Genomic DNA, 18,989 nt, shown 5'->3' with positions numbered 1-18,989 from the left:
GGATGAATTTTACGTAAAAAAGTCTTCCTCAATAACGACGCACTTTATATAGAAAGATAATGATTTCAATAAAAAAAAGCTGCTTTAGATTTTTGTCTAAAACAGCCTTTTCTATATTACCCGATAGAACCTTCCATCTCAAACTTGATAAGACGGTTCATTTCTACTGCGTATTCCATTGGTAATTCTTTTGTGAATGGCTCGATGAAGCCCATTACGATCATTTCTGTCGCTTCAAGCTCAGAAATACCACGAGACATTAAGTAGAATAATTGCTCTTCAGATACTTTTGAAACTTTTGCTTCATGCTCTAAAGATACGTTATCATTTAAAATTTCGTTGTATGGAATTGTATCAGAAGTTGATTCGTTATCCATGATTAATGTGTCACATTCGATGTTCGCACGTGCACCTGTTGCATTTTTACCGAATTTCACTTGACCTAAATACGTTACTTTACCGCCTTGTTTAGCAATCGATTTAGATACGATTGTTGACGACGTGTTTGGTGCTAAGTGAATCATTTTCGCACCAGCGTGTTGGTGTTGACCTTTACCTGCAATGGCAATCGATAATGTCATACCACGAGCGCCTTCACCTTTAAGGATACATGCTGGGTATTTCATCGTTAATTTTGAACCAATGTTACCATCAATCCATTCCATTGTACCGTTCGCTTCAACAACCGTACGCTTTGTAACTAAGTTATACACGTTGTTCGCCCAGTTTTGGATTGTTGTATAACGGCAATATGCATCTTTTTTAACGATAATTTCTACTACCGCTGAGTGTAGTGAGTTTGTCGTATAAACAGGAGCAGTACACCCTTCAACATAGTGTACAGATGCGCCTTCGTCTACGATAATTAGCGTACGTTCGAATTGACCCATATTTTCAGAGTTAATACGGAAGTAAGCTTGCAGTGGTGTATCTAATTTAACACCTTTTGGCATGTAGATGAATGATCCACCTGACCATACTGCTGAATTTAATGCAGAGAATTTATTATCCGTATAAGGGATTACAGTACCCCAGTGTTTTTTGAAGATTTCTTCATTTTCTTTTAGTGCTGAGTCTGTATCTTTGAAGATAATCCCCATATCAGTTAGGTCTTGCTTCATGTTATGGTAAACTACTTCAGATTCATACTGAGCAGATACACCCGCAAGATATTTTTGTTCTGCTTCAGGAATACCTAATTTATCAAAAGTTGCTTTGATTTCTTCAGGTACTTCATCCCAAGATTTTTGCGTTGCTTCAGATGGCTTTACATAATACGTAATTTCATCGAAGTTTAATGATGCAAGATCGCCACCCCATTGAGGCATTGGCATTTCATAGAATTTTTCAAGAGCTTTTAAGCGGTAGTCAAGCATCCACTGTGGCTCTTCTTTCATACTTGAGATTTCACGTACGATTTCTTCTGTCAATCCACGTTCAGAACGGAAAATCGAAACGTCCTTATCATGGAAACCATATTTGTAATCGCCGATATCAGGCATTTTTTTCGCCATGTTTTTCTCCTCCGTTCATAAAATGAGAAGTGCTAAAATAAATGTTTCTAAAGCGAGTTCAATAATATACCTTTACCCTACTTTTATTATTTTAGTTCTTTTCGTTGTTTACGCCTTTTTCCATTGCTTTCCAAGCCAATGTAGCGCATTTAATTCGTGCTGGGAATTTCGCTACACCTTGTAGTGCTTCTACATCCCCAAGATCATATTTTTCATCGTCGAAGTCTTCACCAAGCATCATTTTCGAGAAAATGCCTGCAAGTTCAAGTGCTTCGTCCAATTTTTTCCCTTTAACAATTTGCGTCATCATAGATGCTGAAGACATCGAAATCGAGCAACCTTCGCCGTCAAATTTCGCATCTTCTACAATGCCATCATTTAATTTTAGTGTTAAATGGATACGGTCACCACATGTTGGGTTATTCATATCAATTGTTACAGTATTTTCATCTAAAGACCCTTTGTTACGAGGGTTTTTATAGTGATCCATAATTACGGAACGGTATAGTTGATCTAAGTTATTAAAAGACATCGCCAAAATACTCCTTCGCCGAGCGCAATCCTGCAACTAATGCATTAATATCTGCTTCGTCATTGTACATGTAGAAGCTTGCACGAGCTGTTGCAGTTACTTGAAGCCATTTCATTAATGGTTGAGCACAGTGATGACCTGCACGAACGGCAATTCCACTCATATCTAGAACCGTTGCAACATCATGTGGATGCACATCATCTAAATTGAATGTCACTAAGCCGCATCGTTTCATTGGATCAGTTGGACCGAAAATCGTTAAACCATCAATTGTCGAAAGCTGATCCATCGCATAGCCTGCTAAATGATGCTCATGCGCCGCGATGTTATCTAAACCAATTTCCTCTAAGAAGTCAATTGCTGCACCTAAACCGATAGCGCCTGCAATAATTGGTGTACCGCCTTCAAATTTCCACGGTAACTCTTTCCATGTTGATTCCTGTAATCCTACGAAGTCGATCATTTCCCCACCAAACTCAACTGGTTCCATGTTTTCAAGTAGCGCCTTTTTCCCATATAGTACACCAATTCCAGTTGGAGCACACATTTTATGCCCTGAAAATGCAAAGAAGTCACAGTCTAAATCTTGTACATCGATCTTCATATGTGGTGCTGCTTGTGCACCATCTACAACCATGATTGCGCCGTTTTCATGCGCTATTTTTGCAATTTCTTTCACTGGATTGATAGAGCCTAATACGTTGGATACATACATAACTGAAACAATTTTCGTTTTTGCTGTAATGGCTTCGCTTGCTTTTTCTATTGAAATCGTGCCATCTGCTTCAAGCTCAATATATTTCAGGACAGCTCCTTTATCTTTAGCAAGTTGCTGCCACGGTATTATATTCGAGTGATGTTCCATGTACGTAATGACAATTTCATCACCTTCAACAATATTTTGGCGACCATAGCCACCAGCAACTGTATTTAATGCAGTTGTTGTACCGCGCATAAAAATAATTTCTTGCATTGAAGCAGCGTTTATAAACTTACGAACCTTTTCACGTGCACCTTCATAAGAATCCGTTGCACGATTTCCAAGTGTATGTACACCACGATGTACATTTGAATTGTCTAAGTTATAGTAATTCGTTAACGCTTCGATCACTTGGATTGGCTTTTGTGATGTCGCTGCGCTATCTAAATAAACAAGCGGATGACCATTAATTTCTTGATTTAAAATCGGGAAATAACTTTTAATGTTTTTTGGTATCATTATCGAACTTTCCTTTCGATAACCTCCGTCAGCTGTTTTTTAACACCTTCGATTGGTAAGTTAGCAACAACTGGCGCAAGGAATCCATGAATGACAAGGCGCTCTGCTTCTGCTTTAGAAATACCACGGCTCATTAAGTAGTAAAGTTGAGTCGGGTCAACACGTCCAACAGATGCTGCGTGTCCTGCTGTTACATCGTCTTCATCAATTAAAAGAATCGGGTTAGCATCGCCACGCGCTTTTTCAGAAAGCATTAATACGCGAGATTCTTGCTCTGCATTGGCTTTTGTACCACCGTGCATAATGTGTCCAATTCCGTTGAAAATAGATTGAGCGGCATCTTTCATAACGCCGTGTTTTAAAATTTGACCGTCAGAGTTTTTACCCCATTGACGAATTGTAGTTGTAAAGTTTAATTTTTGCTCACCGCGACCAACTGTTGCCATCTTGAAATCTGATGTTGAGTTGTCTCCGATTAAGTTCGTTGTATTGTCGTAAATTGTATTCGCATCATTCATTAAACCTAATGCCCAGTCAATTTTTGCATCGCGCATTGCATGTCCACGACGGTTCATATAAGCAGTAAAACCTTTTGCTAATGTATCAACCGCACCGAACGTAACGTGTGCATTATCTTTTGCGATGACTTCTGTTACAACGTTCACTTGGCCTTCTGCTTGTTCAAATGTAGAAATATATGTTTCTACATATGTAACAGCTGAAGATTCTTCCGCTACAACAAGTACGTGATTGAATAAAGAAGCTTTTGCATCGTCATTCACAAACACAACTTGTAATGGCTCTTCTATTACAACATTGCGTGGAACATAAACGAAAATACCGCCGTTTACAAGTGCCGCATGGTAAGCCGTTAACTTATGCTCATCCACTTTTACCGCTGTTGTCATGAAGTATTTTTCTACTAAGTCAGCATGTTCACGAATTGCTGTTTGAATATCCGTAAAAATAACGCCTTTATTTGTAAGTTCTTCAGAAACTTTAATAAATGCAGGTGTATTATTGCGTTGAATGTAAAGGTTTTGTTGACCTTCTGTATCAATTACAGCCTTTACTTCTTCCGGTAATTCGTCTAGTGACGTATACACAGCACTTTCTACAGTATGTGCAGGGAAGTCTACGAAATTCCATTTTGTAATATTCGTTCTATCTGGTTTTGGTAATTCAAGCGCTGCAGCTTTTTCTAATGCGCTTACGCGAAAATCAGCGAATGCTGCTGGTTCATTATTCTTTTCAGAGAACGAGCGTACTTCTTGTGCTGATAACGCTAATTTTGTTTCAACCGTCATCTCATTCGTCCTCCTAATTATGCTTCTTCTGTTACAGCGTCAGTGTTTTCGATCCCTAACTCTTGTTTAATCCACTCATAGCCTTCTGCTTCTAAACGTTGTGCAAGCTCTGCTCCACCCGATTTTACAACTTTACCTTGCATCATTACGTGTACATGATCAGGCGTGATGTAGTTAAGTAGACGTTGGTAGTGAGTGATCATTAAGCAACCGAAGCCTTCACCGCGCATTTGGTTAATACCTTTTGATACTACTTTTAATGCGTCGATATCTAAACCTGAGTCGATTTCATCTAAAATACCGAAAGTAGGTTTGATCATCATCATTTGTAAAATTTCGTTACGCTTTTTCTCACCACCAGAGAAGCCTTCGTTTAAATAACGTTGAGACATTTCTTCTGGCATTTCTAAAAAGTCCATCGTTTTATCTAATTCACGGATGAATTTCATAAGAGAAATTTCATCGCCTTCTTCACGACGTGCATTGATTGCAGAACGTAAGAAGTCAGCGTTTGTAACACCAGGAATTTCAGATGGATATTGCATTGCTAGGAAAAGGCCCGCTTTTGCACGCTCGTCCACTTCCATTTCAAGTACGTTTTCACCATCGATTAGTACTTCACCTTGCGTTACTTCATATTTAGGATGACCCATGATTGCCGATGCTAATGTTGATTTACCAGTACCGTTTGGACCCATGATTGCGTGTACTTCATTTGTGTTGATTGTTAAGTTTAAACCTTTTAAAATCTCTTTTCCGTCGATTTCAACGTGAAGATCTTTAATCTCTAAAGTTGCCATTAAATTACCTCCAAATATTCATTTGCACGGTATACACCTATGCTAATTTATTGTCATATCCAATCTTAACTGAAAAGGTGATTGGTTGCAAATAGTTTAGAATGATTTTAATTAATATTTCTAGTAGATTCTTTAATTATTCTTTTCTCCAAGTCGTTTCTACTATTAATATAGTGTTTTATTTTAATTTATTATTTTCAATAGGAAACTTGCAACTGAGAATCAATTTCACTTCTCTATTCTAAAAAAACGCCTTACTTCCGATACTTCATAATTAGATTTACATTGTAAAGTTTTGAAAATCCTATATAGTTTTCATTAGAATCAATCTTCTTTATAGATAATAGAGGTGGAAAATTTGGAATTAAGACAGTTACGTTATTTTGTGGCGGTAGCAGAACGCGAGCATATTTCTGAAGCTGCGGAACATTTACGTGTTGCTCAATCCGCAATTAGTAGACAAATCGCCAATTTAGAAGAAGAGCTCGGCGCCCCACTTTTTGAGCGGGTTGGACGTAATGTCAAGTTAACGCCGATTGGCAAAACTTTTTTAGAACACACGATTGTTGCGCTCAAAGCGATTGATTTTGCTGCAAAACAAGTCGAGGAATATTTAGATCCTGCTAAAGGTACGATTAAAGTCGGGTTCCCAACAAGTTTGGCAAGCTATGTACTTCCTACCATTATTTCCGCATTTAAAAAGGAATATCCAGACGTTTCCTTCCATTTACGCCAAGGATCTTATAAGTATTTAATTGAGGCTGTTAAAAATCGCGAATTGAATTTAGCTTTACTCGGCCCATTACCACCAAAAGATGAAACACTAAATACAACTGTACTTTTTAGTGAAAACATTCACGCACTACTCCCAGCAAATCATCTACTCGCGAAAAGGGAAAATATTAACTTAATCGAATTGCGTCATGATCATTTCGTCATGTTTCCAGAAGGCTATATTTTACACAAAGTAGCCGTGGATGCTTGTAAATCTGCTGGCTTTGTTCCAAAAATCACTTCTGAAGGCGAAGATATGGATGCATTAAAAGGGTTAGTTGCTGCGGGGATTGGCGTGTCTTTATTACCAGAAAGCTCACTGTATGATTCAACACCCCGAATGACTGTAAGAATACCGATTGCCAATCCAGCAATTCGTCGAAATGTCGGAATTATTACACCAACGACAAGGGTACTCGCACCTTCTGAAGAAATATTTTTAGATTTCGTTGCACAATTTTATTCACGTGTATCCGGATTTCAATAAAAAATTCCCGCAACTTTTTATACAGTTTGCGGGAGTTTCTTTCAATTATTTTGTAACTGGTACGACTGAACCGCCCCAATTTTCTAAAATGAAGTCTTGCACTTCTTTTGAATGTAAAGCGTCCACTAACGCTTTAATTTCTTTTGAATCTTTATCTTTTGATTGCACTGCAATAATGTTTACATATGGTGACTCATCGCTTGATTCAATTGCGATTGAATCTTCTAATGGGTTAATGCCATTATCAATTGCAAAGTTTGAGTTGATTAATACTGCATCACCCTCGTCATTTTCGTACATTTGCACTAAAAGTTCTGGAGCTGTATTGTAATCAAATTTCAAGTTTTTTGGATTTTCTTTAACATCTTTAATTTCAGCTTTTGTTTTATCAATACCATCTGCAAGTGTGATTAATCCTTTTGCTTCAAGTAATGACAGCATACGACCGTGATCAGATACAGAATTTGATAGTAATACTAAAGCACCTTCTGGAAGTTCTTCTAATGTTTTATATTTTTTCGAATAAATTCCGATTGGCTCAATGTGAATTTCGCCCGCATTTGCAAAGTCATAGTCGAAATCTGCAATTTGCCCTTCGTAATACGGAATATGTTGAAAGAAGTTAGCATCTATATCACCTGAGTCAAGATCTTGGTTTGGTAAAACATAATCTGTATAAGGTTCAATTTCAAGTTCAATACCTTGCTCTTTTAAAATTGGTTTTACTTGCTCTAAAATAACTGCATGCGGTGTATTTGAAGCACCTACTATTAATGTTTCTTCATCTGAACTACATGCTGCTAAAGCTAATACTGATGCTCCTAATAAAACACTTGATAATAATTTTTTCATTTTCTCCTACCTACCTTTTTCTTTTTATCGTTTCACATAACATTCCCTATTTTCAGTCATTAGACATTACAGAAAGGCACTTTTATAAAGCGCGCGTCTGTTATGATCGTTAGAAATAATGCAAAACGTATTTTCTATAATTACGGCTTGAGCCATGAACTATCGTTTATCTACTTTTGTGGTAATGACATCACCAATATACTGAATAATAAATACGATGATTAAAATTAAAACGGTTGCCACGAATGTTACGTCTTGGCGGTTACGTTGGAAGCCATCTAAAAATGCTGATGTACCCAGTCCACCTGCCCCAATAATCCCTGCCATCGCTGTGTAACCTACAAGTGCAACAGCCGTTACTGTAAGACCCGAAATCAATGCTGGCAAACTTTCTGGAATGAGTACCTTCCATACAATTGTCGACGTTTTTGCCCCCATTGAACGAGCTGCCTCAATCACACCTTTATCAATTTCACGCAATGCGATCAACACCATCCGCGCATAGAACGGGGCTGCACCAATAATTAGTGCTGGTAATGCCGCATTGGCACCTCGAATTGTGCCAAGTAAAAATTTCGTGAATGGGATGAGTAAAATAATTAATACGATAAATGGAATCGAACGGAAAATATTCACGACTGACCCCGTTAGGAAATGGACGATTTTATTTGCCCATAGCTGATTATCACTCGTTAAAAATAGGACAATTCCGATGATTAAACCAAGTACAAATGTCACGGCGGTTGCGATAACCGTCATATAAATCGTTTCATATGTTGCATCGAGCATCTTTGCCCAATCTACATTCGGAAATAATTGTTCAATCATGTCCAATCACCTCCGTTTGAACTTTATGTTGCGCAAGTACTTCTAAAGCGGCGTTAATTTGGTCATTCGATCCTTCAATATGAACAAACAATGTACCGAGCGGGCCACTTGTCGTATTTGAAATTTTGCCATGTACAATATTCACGACAATATCAAATTGCTTAATGATTTGTGAAATAACAGGTTGCTCTGTTGTTTGACCGACAAAGCCTAGCTTTACAATTCTCCCTGATGGATAGTTGGCTAAAATTTGCTCAAGTGACGCTTGTATTTCTTGTGTTTCTCCAGATATTTGCGCCATAAAGTTTTTCGTAATCGGTGCTTGAGGATTTTGGAATACTTGGAGAACCTCGCCTTGCTCCACTACTTTACCCGCTTCCATTACGGCAACACGGTCACAAATTTTTCGGATAACATGCATCTCGTGTGTAATGAGTACAATCGTCAATCCTATTTTTTTATTTATATCAAGTAACAGTTCTAAAATTGAATCCGTCGTTTCTGGGTCCAGTGCAGATGTTGCCTCGTCACCTAGTAAAACTTCCGGATTATTGGCAAGTGCGCGGGCAATTCCGACACGTTGCTTTTGACCACCTGATAACTGTGAAGGATACGCTTTCCCTCGACCTGCTAGTCCAACAAGCTCAATTAGTTCTTCTACACGTTTTGCTCGTTGTTCTTTTGAAACTCCTGCAATTTCAAGTGGAAAGGCAATATTTTCTTCCACAGTACGCGACCAAAGTAAATTGAAATGTTGGAAAATCATGCTGATCTTTTGCCTTGCATCTCGTAATTTTTTTCCAGAAGCTTTTGAAATATCGTTGCCATTTATAATGACTGAACCAACTGTTGGTTTTTCTAAACCATTTAATAGTCGAATCATCGTACTTTTACCAGCACCACTGTAACCGATAATACCGTAAATTTCACCTTGCTTAATCGATAAGTTTACTTGGTCTACAGCTTTTAGTTCACCGTTTTTCGTCTTATAAATTTTCGATATATTTTGTAAGTCAATCATTTTTTGAACTCCTTTATTTGAAATAACTGATTCGTTATTTGCAAAATACCTTTTTTCGCGCGAGCAGTTTCACTTAATTTTCAAACTGTTTAAAAAACAAAAAAACCTTTCTACGACGACAAGTAGAAAGGTTTTCACATATTTATGTTGAACCGTTCTCTCATCTCTCAAAGTTAAACTTTAAACTTTGTGTGATTTGGCACCTTTTCATCATACGATGCTGGTTGCCGGGCTTCATAGGGCACTTCCCTCCGCCTCTCTTTATAAGAGTAACGCTATTAAGTTTTTTGTTATAAATGATACTCTATCACGTGAAATTAGGAACGTCAATCTTTTTTTAACAATGTATATAAAAAAGGTACGGATTGAAATGCATATATTTTTTCTTGGATTTCCCCATTATTCGCAATGATTAAACACGGGACACTTTCTACCTGCATCTCCATGGCAAAATCACCTAAATAGTTAATATTCGCCTTTCCAATCGGCACATCCGGTAATAAATTCTCAATTACTGTTAACATTTTTGACGCTACATCACATGTCCCACATAGTGGTGTATATAAATAAAAGGCACATTGCTCTCCACTTTGTACCTGCTCTATCCATTGTTCTTTCGTCCATTGATCCATACTACCGTCATCCTTCTTTTACTAAAAATTTCGCATCTTTAAGAAGTTCAATTAAAATAGGCGCTGGTGTCTCAGCCACTTCAATATATTGCTTTGGAATTATTAAATGCTGTGCTTCAGAATAAGTACGATTCATCAACTTGCGCAATTTCTCTCCATTTTTATCAACATCGAACATCGTGACCATTTCATATTGCTCGTACGGCGTTAATAATGCAATTAATTCATCTTCACTTATCGTGCCATTCGTACAAAGTATCACAACGTGTTCAGCTAGTAAAGGGGCAATTTGAAGTTTATCTGACCGCCCTTCTACGATAATACATTTCTCCATTCGGAACCCCTCCAATAGTATTGAAATGAAAAAAAACGCCAAAACCTGCATAAACAGATTTTAGCGTACGGATTATTATTGCTCAGTTAATTGCGTGTATGCGTCTGCATCCATTAATTCTTCTAACTCAGCATCATTTGTTAATTCGATAACAACCATCCATGCTTGCTCATATGGAGATTCGTTAACAAACTCAGGATTGTCAGATAACTCTTCGTTTACTGATACAACTTTACCTGAAAGTGGTGCATATAATTCTGAAACTGTTTTAACAGATTCTACGCTACCGAATGGTTGGTCTTTTGTAATATCGTCGCCAGCTTCTGGAAGCTCAACGAATACGATGTCGCCAAGTTCAGATTGTGCAAAGTGCGTAATACCGATTGTTGCTTTGCCATCCTCAATTTTTACCCATTCGTGCTCTTTAGTATATTTCAATTCTTTCGGTGTGTTCATGAAAATCCCTCCAAGTAATATGTAGTATATTCATGTTCAGTTTGCCATAAATCGTTCGGAAATTCAATATGTTACACGGTTTATTTCCAAGTTTCTAAGAAGTCAGACTCCTTAAATCCTAATGTTAAATTTTTACCATCTGTAACAAGCGGTCTTTTAATCAACATACCATCCGATGCAAGTAATGCTAGTTGCTCCTCTTCAGTCATTGTTTCCAACTTATCCTTCAAGCCAAGCTCTCGATACTTTATGCCAGATGTATTGAAAAATTTCTTCAAAGGCAAGCCACTCGCTTTATAAATCGATTCTAATTCCTCCACAGAAGGTGTTTGTTCAACGATATTTCTATTTTCGTATGTAATCCCATTTTCATCGAACCATTTTTGTGCTTTTTTGCAAGTTGTACATTTTGGATATTGAATCAATTGAATTGTCATGAAAGTGCTCCTTTTTTACAATCTATTTTCCACTATTGTAACGGATTCGCATACACAATTCAAAAATCGGATGCGGCGTCCCACATCCGATTCTCATTTATAGGTTATACAACATACTTAGCAGCTTCAATTAATTTCACTGATGCTTCACGTTTTTTCGGAATTAAGTTGTACGGATTATTACGTGTTAATTTACGTAATGCAGATAAAATCATACGTCCTGCATCCCCTTCAACTGTCGCAAGTAGTGTTTCTTTTGCTTCTTTTTCGATTTCTGCAAATGCTTCTTGGCAGAAAATTTGCGTATAAAGAATTTTTTGTGCCGCCTTTTCTTCACCATCACGCGCGATTGCTTTTTGCGTACGGATTACCGCTGATTCCATTGCATATAATTGGTTCGCAATATTTGCGATGTTCACCAAAACTTCTTGCTCTTGATCTAGTTTAGCACCAAAACGTTGTGCTGCCGCGCCCGCTGCAAGAACCGCAATTTTCTTCGCGTTTTTCACTAAATATTTTTCTTGTTCTAATGCTGCGTCGCCAATTTCTTCAGGCATTAGCATTAATAATTCGTTTTGTAAGTCTTGCGCTACTTGTAATAGCGGTAATTCACCTTTTAATGCTTTCTTCATGAATGTACCCGGTACAATCATGCGGTTAATTTCATTTGTTCCTTCAAAAATACGGTTAATACGTGAATCGCGGTAAATACGCTCTACTTCATATTCAGCCATAAAGCCATAGCCACCGTGTAATTGTACTGCTTCATCTGCCACATAATCCAATGTTTCTGAACCGAATACTTTCGCAATCGAACATTCAATAGCGTACTCAGCAATGGCACCTGCAACTGCCATACCATCTTTTTGTTCTTCATCTGATAACTGGCTTAAGCGATCTTCGAAGTAACCAACTGTACGATAGTTTAAAGACTCCGATGCATAAATATGTGATGCCATTGTCGCTAACTTTTCTTTCGTTAAGTTAAAACTTGAAATTGGTGTTTTGAATTGTTGACGTTGATTTGTATACGCTACCGCAAGCTCAAATGCACGCTTTGAACCCCCAACCGTACCTACCCCAAGTTTGTAACGTCCTACATTTAGAATATTGAAGGCAATAATATGGCCACGACCAATTTCACCTAATAAGTTTTCTACTGGTACTTCTGCATCCTCTAAAATTAATGTACGAGTTGAAGATGATTTAATCCCCATTTTCTTCTCTTCTGGACCAACCGAAACGCCCTTGTATGCGCGTTCTACAATGAATGCCGTGAACTTTTCACCATCAATTTTCGCGTAAACTACGAAGACATCTGCAAAGCCTGCATTTGTAATCCATTGCTTTTCACCATTTAAGATGTAATGCGTGCCCGCTGCGTTTAATTTCGCTGTCGTTTTTGCACCTAATGCATCTGAACCTGAGCCCGGCTCCGTTAATGCATAGGCAGCAATTAACTCACCTGAAGCTAACTTCGGTAAATACTTAGATTTTTGTGCATGATTCCCGAATAATACGATTGGTAATGAACCGATTCCAACATGCGCACCATGTGTAATCGAGAAACCACCTGCTACCGACATTTTTTCTGCGATAAGTGCAGAAGAGATTTTATCTAAACCAAGCCCTTCATATTCTTCTGGTACATCCGCTGCAAGTAAACCTAGCTCCCCTGCTGTTTTTAATAAGCGTACTGAATGCTCGAACTCATGATTTTCTAAATTTTCAACGACTGGTAATACTTCGTTTGTTACATAGTCCTGAGTTGTTTGTGCAATCATTTTTTGTTCATCTGTAAAATCCTCTGGCGTAATGACACGATCGATTTCAACGTCCTCGATTAAGAAGCCGCCACCTTTAATAATGTTTGTTGTTTGTTCCATGATAAATTCCTCCCCTAAGGTCTTTGTGATTGGAAATAGCTAAGTCAAAAATATTTTAATCAAATATGCCTCGGCATATTTTCGTCTGGAATCGGCTTTGTGCTTGGGCCTGCACGATGCAGGTCAGTTAGCCGTTGTCGCATGGATGCGACGAACTTAGGCTAACATCCTTAAAAGAACTCCTTTCCGATTCCGTGACATCCGCCGGAGGCTTAACTTCTTTCAGCGGTTGTTAAGACAACTGCTGAAAGAAGTTAAAGTACTTCAAATACGCCCGCTGCACCCATTCCGCCGCCGATACACATCGTCACGACACCATATTTGCCGCCGCGTCGTTTTAATTCATTAATAAGCTTCACCGTTAAAATCGTACCTGTTGCGCCAAGTGGATGGCCTAATGCAATGGCACCACCGTTGACATTCACTTTATCAATATCAATGCCAAGTTCACGTACTACTTGGATCGATTGTGATGCGAATGCTTCATTAATTTCCCAAAGGTCGATTTGGTCTTGTGTTAAACCAGCAATTTTTAACGCTTTCGGAACGGCTACAATTGGACCAATTCCCATTACTTCCGGTGGCACTCCGCCAACTGCAAAGCCTAAAAACTTGGCAAGTGGCTGAATGCCTTGCTTCTCTGCTTCTTCACGGTCCATCACTAACACTGCTGCTGCACCATCTGATGTTTGAGATGCATTTCCCGCTGTAACAGATCCCTTAACATGGAAAGCTGGACGTAATTTTCCTAAACCCTCCATTGAAGTGCCCGGACGTACCCCTTCATCCGTATCGAAAATCACTTTCTTTTCTTGTAGTTTATTATTATCGTCAACTGTGTACTCAATGACTTCAACCGGTACAATTTCGTCGAGGAATTTGCCTTCTTTAATCGCTTTTTCAGCTAATTCATGCGAGCGCACTGCGAAAGCATCTTGCTCTTCACGGCTCACATTGTAACGCTTTGCGACTTCTTCCGCTGTATGCCCCATACCAATATAGTATTGAGGTGCTTCTTCTGCTAGCTTCGGATTTAAACGAACTGTATTTCCTGTCATTGGAATCATACTCATCGATTCTGTACCACCCGCGATAATCGCTTTTGAGTGGCCAAGCATAATTCTTTCCGCAGCATAAGCAATTGTTTGTAAACCTGACGAACAGAAACGGTTAACCGTCAAAGCTGGTGTTGTATCTGGCAAGCCTGCCAACGCACCAACTAATCGCGCAACATTCATCCCTTGCTCCGCTTCAGGCATCGCGCAGCCCATAATTAAATCATCAATCGGACCTTCATAGCCCGCACGTTTTAACGTTTCCTTTACTACTACTGCACCAAAATCATCCGGACGAGTATTTGCAAGTGTTCCCTTTTTTGCACGCCCAATTGGTGTTCTCGCCCCTGCAACGATAACAGCTTCACGCATAATGATGTATCCCCCTTGTTATAAGCTAGTGACTCCAATTGCCACTAAACATGAAATATTAGTTACGTAATGGCTTACCTTTTACAAGCATGTGCTGCATACGCATTTGTGATTTTTGATCGGCTACTAAACTTAAAAATGCTTCTTTTTCAAGATTTAATAAATAGTCTTCCGAAACTTCTGTTCCATATGGTACTAAGCCACCTGCAATGACATATGCAAGCTTTTTAGCAATTTTCAAATCATGCTCACTAATAAATCCAGAATCATACATCCCTTGTGCACCTAGTAATAACGTTGCATAACCCGGTGCCCCGACTACTTTCACAGCCTTTTTCATTGGTGCTGTATAGCCCGCGTTTGCAAGTGCTAATGCTGCTTGCTTGGCATCATAAATTAGGTGATCTGGATTAACGGAAATTCCGTCAGCAAAGTCTAAGAAATTATTTTCACGCGCTTCATCTCCTGAAGCTGATACTTTCGCAAGTGCAACAGTTTCAAATACTTTATTGGCAATCGTTTGGTAGTCCATATCCACGCCATTTGGTAAGCCCTTTAGGAACTTCTCATATAGACCGATATTTCCGCCACCACCTGGAATTAGGCCAACACCGACTTCTACTAAGCCAATGTACGTTTCCGCCGATGCTTGAATATGTGCAGCAGGTAAACAAACTTCCGCACCGCCACCTAGCGTCATTTGGAAAGGTGCTGCCACGACTGGTTTTACACTATATTTAATTCGGCGCATCGCCTGTTGGAAGGAACGGATTACAAAATCAAGTTCAAAAATATTATCATCCTGTGCCTCCATTAAAATCATGCCGAGGTTCGCACCGACACAGAAGTTTTTACCTTGATTTCCGATTACGAGACCTTTATAGTTTTTCTCCACTTCGTCAATCGCGAAATTGATCATTTGGATAATATCTAAACCAATGGCATTGGATTGTGAATGGAATTCTAATAATGCAATACCATCTCCTAAATCTATTAAACTAGCACCTGCATTCGATTTAATGACCCCATGTTTTTTCTTATAACGTCTTAAATCAATTGCTTTTTCATTTACCGGAACTTTTACATATTCCGCTCCATTGAAGTAAACTAGATCTCCATCAATTTCCGAGTAGAATGTTGAGTATCCATTATTTAATAGATTTGTAACAAAGGCAGGAATTTCGCGTCCTTCTTCGTTCATTTTGGCAACAGATTTTTCAACACCAATGGCATCCCACATTTCGAATGGTCCTTGTGCCCAGCCGAAGCCCCATTTCATCGCATTATCAATTGCTACAATGTCATCCGCAATTTCACCTGTCAGTTTTGCTGAGTAAATTAATGTCGGTGCAAATGAATTCCATAAAAGTTCTCCCACACGGTCATTGGCATAAATTAATGTTTTTAATTTGCCACCTGGTCCTTTTGCTTGCTTTGCCATTTCTAATGAAGGAGCTACTAATTTTTTCGATGGCTCATATTGCAATGTCGATAAATTTAATTGTAAAATCTCTTTTCCTTCTTTTTTGAAGAAACCTTGACCTGTCTTTGCGCCTAACCAGCCATTTTCAACCATTCTTTTTAGAATTGGTGATTCTTCAAAAACAGCCTGTTCCTCACCAGTTGTTTGGTCATACACATTTTTTGATACATGGACAAACGTATCTAACCCTACAACATCTAACGTACGGAATGTAGCTGATTTTGGACGACCGATCAGTGTACCCGTTACCGAATCAACCTCACCGACTGTATAATTGCGGGCTATCATTTCCTGCATCGTTACAAGTAAGCCGTACGTACCGATACGGTTGGCGATAAAGTTTGGTGTATCTTTTGCAATGACGACCCCTTTACCAAGGACATCTTCACCAAATTGTTGCATAAAGCTTACAACTTCTGGCTTCGTCGTATTTGACGGAATGACTTCTAATAATTTTAAATAACGTGGCGGGTTGAAGAAGTGCGTGCCAAGGAAATGTGCTTGGAAATCTTCTGAACGTCCTTCCGCCATTGCATTAATGCTTACCCCTGATGTATTGGATGAAATAATTGTGCCTGGTTTACGGATTGCATCAATTTTTTCAAATAATCCTTTTTTAATATCTAAGTTTTCTACAATAACTTCGATGATCCAATCAACATCTTTTAATTTGTCTAAATCATCATCGAAATTCCCCGGTGTAATAAGCGCTAAATTATTCTTTGCCGAAAGTGGCGCTGGCTTTTGTTTTAATAATTTTTGCATTGCTCCATTAGCGAATCGGTTTTTCACCGCTTTGGAATCAAACGTTAATCCCTTTGCAATTTCCGCGTCCGTTAACTCTTTTGGTGCAATGTCTAATAATAATGTAGGAATCCCGATATTTGCTAAATGTGCTGCTATACCTGACCCCATTACCCCTGAACCTAATACGGCTGCTTTTTGAACTTTGTAAGACACAAGCACTTCCCCCTTTTACCCTTGAATGAACAATCATTCATTTTTAAGTGAAAAAAAAACTTCAAACATCTTTTCTGTTCTTAGTGTAGTTTATATTGGTAATTTTCGCAATAATTTTCTTTGAATTTTCTAATTATTTATTATTCTACTTTAGTATTAGCTAGAACAAGTGCTGTTTTGGAGTTGAATTCCTTTTCCCAATTCCCTTTTCTGTGTAGAATGGGCAAAAGGAGCGTGATTAAAATGCAAGAAATTACAACAATTGAACAATTTAACGAATTAACAGGTACAGACAAAAAAGTATTACTTAAGTTTTTCGCTGGTTGGTGCCCAGACTGCACACGCATGGATATGTTTATCGATCCAATTATTGAAGAGTACGCTCAATATGACTGGTATTCAATTAACCGCGATAACTTCCCTGAATTAGCGGAGAAGTATCAAGTAATGGGGATTCCTTCATTATTAATTTTCCAAAATAGCGAGAAATTAGCTCACCTACACAGTGCAAACGCAAAATCTCCTGCACAAGTGGAAGAGTTTTTAAACGCACAAGCTTAATACAACGAAAAAGCGGGTCTAAAAGGATTTCTTTTAGATTCGCTTTTTTTTTCACTAAATCTCTTTATAAAGATGGAAATTTTCTATCAATCTTTAAATTTGTCATTGGTATCAATCCGTAATACAATGGGTTACTATGCGCAAATTTATGTATTACGAAAGGATTTTATATGACTTCAGATCAACGAAAAAAATTAGCATTATTAATGTTAAATATGTTTATTGCAGTCGGGAGCTTTGGGATTATCATTCCAATCATTCCAGCTTACTTAAAAGATATCGGACAAGGTGGAACTGCAGCAGGGTTAATTATCGCGATTTTTGCTTTCGCTCAATTTTTAGTTTCTCCGATTGGTGGGAAATGGGCAGATAAATATGGACGTCGCCCGCTTATTAATGCCGGATTACTTATATTAGCTATCTCGATGTTTATGTTCTATTTTGCAGATTCTATTGTTTTACTATATATTTCACGAGCAATCGGTGGTATCGGCTGTGCACTTTTAATCCCAGCAATTTATGCTTACGTTGCTGATATTACGACAATGGATCAACGTGCGAAAGGAAATAGCTTTATTTCAGCAGCAATGTCTTTAGGTATCGTTATCGGACCTGGTATTGGTGGTTTTTTAGCTGATTACGGTTTAAAAGCACCATTACTTGTTTCAGCAATCGTTGGATTATTAGCATTTGTCGTATCCTACTTTACATTGCCTGAAAGTTTAAGTGAAAAGATGGAAATGTCGAACGAGCCAAATCAATCGATGATAAAAGACGTACTTTTATCGGTGAAAAAACCATTCTTCATTCCATTAGTTATTACACTTATTATGAGTTTCGGATTAATGTCCTATGAAACGGTGCTTGGCTTATATGTGAACGATCAATTCGGAGCCACACCACAACAAATTGCCTTTATGATTACCGCAACAGGATTAGTTGGTGTCATTATGCAGCTTTTCGTTGTAGACCGCATTGTAAAGTTAATCGGCGAAGTAAATGTTTTGAAACTATTTTTAATCGTGACAGCAGTTGGCTTTTTACTGGCCATTCTTGCAGGAACGTATGAAATGTTCTTTGCTATCTCATTAATGATTTTCCTTGCGACTTCCATTTTACGACCTGTTCTAACAACGTTGATTTCAAAATTAGCAGGAAATGAACAAGGTTTTGCGATGGGGATGAACAATGCCTATATGAGTATCGGAAATATTTTAGGACCACTTCTTGCAGGTGCCCTTTACGATATTCGAATTTTACTTCCGTTTATCGCTGGTTTAATTATCTTAATCTTAACAACCATTTTCACATTCATGTGGAAAGGCGCAAAGCTTACTTAAAACAATTAGTTTTAGAGCAAATATGAAAGGCTACCCGATTATAAGGGACTGACCCCAAAAGTATAGACAAATAAAAAAAGCATCTTCGATTGAATTCGGGTTTAGATACCTAAAATTCAATTAGGAGGTGTTTTTTTAT

At 38.3% G+C, this 18,989-nt stretch carries 18 protein-coding genes and 1 riboswitch; of the genes, 3 read left to right on the top strand and 15 right to left on the bottom strand.

Features of this window, described 5'->3' with window-relative positions; all coding sequences use genetic code 11:
- Window positions 1-116 precede the first annotated feature (116 nt).
- From sufB to sufC, 5 genes are all read right to left on the bottom strand, one after another.
- Window positions 117-1,514, bottom strand: a complete 1,398-nt coding sequence (sufB, locus tag ACQKIH_RS17340) for a Fe-S cluster assembly protein SufB (protein ID WP_057983653.1) — start codon at window positions 1,512-1,514, stop codon at window positions 117-119.
- Window positions 1,515-1,605: 91 nt separating this feature from the next.
- On the bottom strand, window positions 1,606-2,046 hold the full coding sequence (sufU, locus tag ACQKIH_RS17335) for a Fe-S cluster assembly sulfur transfer protein SufU (protein ID WP_057983651.1): 441 nt from the start codon (window positions 2,044-2,046) through the stop codon (window positions 1,606-1,608).
- Window positions 2,036-3,265 carry a cysteine desulfurase gene (locus ACQKIH_RS17330; RefSeq protein WP_427768038.1) on the bottom strand — a complete coding sequence of 410 codons (1,230 nt, stop codon included), beginning with the start codon at window positions 3,263-3,265 and terminating at the stop codon, window positions 2,036-2,038. The genes sufU and ACQKIH_RS17330 overlap by 11 nt, the downstream gene beginning before the upstream one ends.
- Entirely contained in the window at window positions 3,265-4,572 is a 1,308-nt protein-coding gene (gene sufD / locus ACQKIH_RS17325) for a Fe-S cluster assembly protein SufD (protein ID WP_057983647.1), read from the bottom strand. The genes ACQKIH_RS17330 and sufD overlap by 1 nt, the downstream gene beginning before the upstream one ends.
- Before the next feature lie 17 nt (window positions 4,573-4,589).
- Window positions 4,590-5,372, bottom strand: coding sequence for a Fe-S cluster assembly ATPase SufC (gene sufC, locus ACQKIH_RS17320; protein ID WP_099424987.1), 783 nt, complete (start codon window positions 5,370-5,372; stop codon window positions 4,590-4,592).
- A gap of 358 nt (window positions 5,373-5,730) precedes the next feature.
- Between sufC and gltC the strand changes: the two genes are divergently transcribed.
- Window positions 5,731-6,633: a glutamate biosynthesis transcriptional regulator GltC gene (gltC, locus tag ACQKIH_RS17315; RefSeq protein ID WP_057983643.1), complete on the top strand. Its 903-nt coding sequence runs from the start codon at window positions 5,731-5,733 to the stop codon at window positions 6,631-6,633.
- 45 nt (window positions 6,634-6,678) lie between these two features.
- On the opposite strand, the gene ACQKIH_RS17310 is transcribed toward gltC, so the two are convergent.
- From ACQKIH_RS17310 to ACQKIH_RS17265, 10 genes are all read right to left on the bottom strand, one after another.
- Window positions 6,679-7,485, bottom strand: a complete 807-nt coding sequence (locus tag ACQKIH_RS17310) for a MetQ/NlpA family ABC transporter substrate-binding protein (protein ID WP_057983641.1) — start codon at window positions 7,483-7,485, stop codon at window positions 6,679-6,681.
- A gap of 159 nt (window positions 7,486-7,644) precedes the next feature.
- Window positions 7,645-8,313 (bottom strand): methionine ABC transporter permease, encoded by a 669-nt coding sequence (locus ACQKIH_RS17305; protein WP_057983639.1) that lies wholly within the window; start codon window positions 8,311-8,313, stop codon window positions 7,645-7,647.
- Complete coding sequence (locus tag ACQKIH_RS17300) at window positions 8,306-9,334, bottom strand: methionine ABC transporter ATP-binding protein (protein WP_427768037.1); 1,029 nt, start codon at window positions 9,332-9,334, stop codon at window positions 8,306-8,308. The genes ACQKIH_RS17305 and ACQKIH_RS17300 overlap by 8 nt, the downstream gene beginning before the upstream one ends.
- Window positions 9,335-9,491: 157 nt before the next feature.
- A riboswitch (SAM riboswitch) is annotated at window positions 9,492-9,604 on the bottom strand.
- Window positions 9,605-9,660: 56 nt separating this feature from the next.
- Complete coding sequence (locus tag ACQKIH_RS17295) at window positions 9,661-9,966, bottom strand: thioredoxin family protein (RefSeq protein WP_057983635.1); 306 nt, start codon at window positions 9,964-9,966, stop codon at window positions 9,661-9,663.
- A gap of 7 nt (window positions 9,967-9,973) precedes the next feature.
- The gene (locus ACQKIH_RS17290) at window positions 9,974-10,300 is read right to left on the bottom strand and encodes a toprim domain-containing protein (protein ID WP_057983632.1); all 327 of its coding nucleotides are present in this window, start codon (window positions 10,298-10,300) and stop codon (window positions 9,974-9,976) included.
- Between the two features lie 75 nt (window positions 10,301-10,375).
- Window positions 10,376-10,756, bottom strand: coding sequence for a glycine cleavage system protein GcvH (gene gcvH / locus ACQKIH_RS17285; RefSeq protein WP_057983630.1), 381 nt, complete (start codon window positions 10,754-10,756; stop codon window positions 10,376-10,378).
- 80 nt (window positions 10,757-10,836) lie between these two features.
- Window positions 10,837-11,193, bottom strand: coding sequence for an arsenate reductase family protein (locus ACQKIH_RS17280; protein ID WP_057983628.1), 357 nt, complete (start codon window positions 11,191-11,193; stop codon window positions 10,837-10,839).
- A 104-nt stretch (window positions 11,194-11,297) separates the two neighbouring features.
- The gene (locus ACQKIH_RS17275) at window positions 11,298-13,079 is read right to left on the bottom strand and encodes an acyl-CoA dehydrogenase family protein (RefSeq protein WP_057983626.1); all 1,782 of its coding nucleotides are present in this window, start codon (window positions 13,077-13,079) and stop codon (window positions 11,298-11,300) included.
- 254 nt (window positions 13,080-13,333) lie between these two features.
- Complete coding sequence (locus ACQKIH_RS17270; RefSeq protein WP_057983624.1) at window positions 13,334-14,506, bottom strand: acetyl-CoA C-acetyltransferase; 1,173 nt, start codon at window positions 14,504-14,506, stop codon at window positions 13,334-13,336.
- Between the two features lie 58 nt (window positions 14,507-14,564).
- Window positions 14,565-16,904: a 3-hydroxyacyl-CoA dehydrogenase/enoyl-CoA hydratase family protein gene (locus ACQKIH_RS17265; protein WP_427768058.1), complete on the bottom strand. Its 2,340-nt coding sequence runs from the start codon at window positions 16,902-16,904 to the stop codon at window positions 14,565-14,567.
- A gap of 288 nt (window positions 16,905-17,192) precedes the next feature.
- On the opposite strand from ACQKIH_RS17265, the gene ACQKIH_RS17260 reads away from it, so the two are divergent.
- Together ACQKIH_RS17260 and ACQKIH_RS17255 are read left to right on the top strand one after the other, a co-directional pair.
- Window positions 17,193-17,510, top strand: coding sequence for a thioredoxin family protein (locus ACQKIH_RS17260; RefSeq protein ID WP_057983620.1), 318 nt, complete (start codon window positions 17,193-17,195; stop codon window positions 17,508-17,510).
- 170 nt (window positions 17,511-17,680) lie between these two features.
- Window positions 17,681-18,850, top strand: coding sequence for an MFS transporter (locus ACQKIH_RS17255; protein ID WP_057983618.1), 1,170 nt, complete (start codon window positions 17,681-17,683; stop codon window positions 18,848-18,850).
- Window positions 18,851-18,989: the final 139 nt, after the last annotated feature.

Origin of the sequence: Solibacillus cecembensis, from assembly GCF_050272495.1 — a bacterium.
Classification (GTDB): Bacteria; Bacillota; Bacilli; order Bacillales_A; family Planococcaceae; genus Solibacillus; species Solibacillus cecembensis.
The sequence above is the reverse complement of the archived record's forward strand: the minus strand, read 5'-3'. Positions and strand labels throughout refer to the sequence as shown.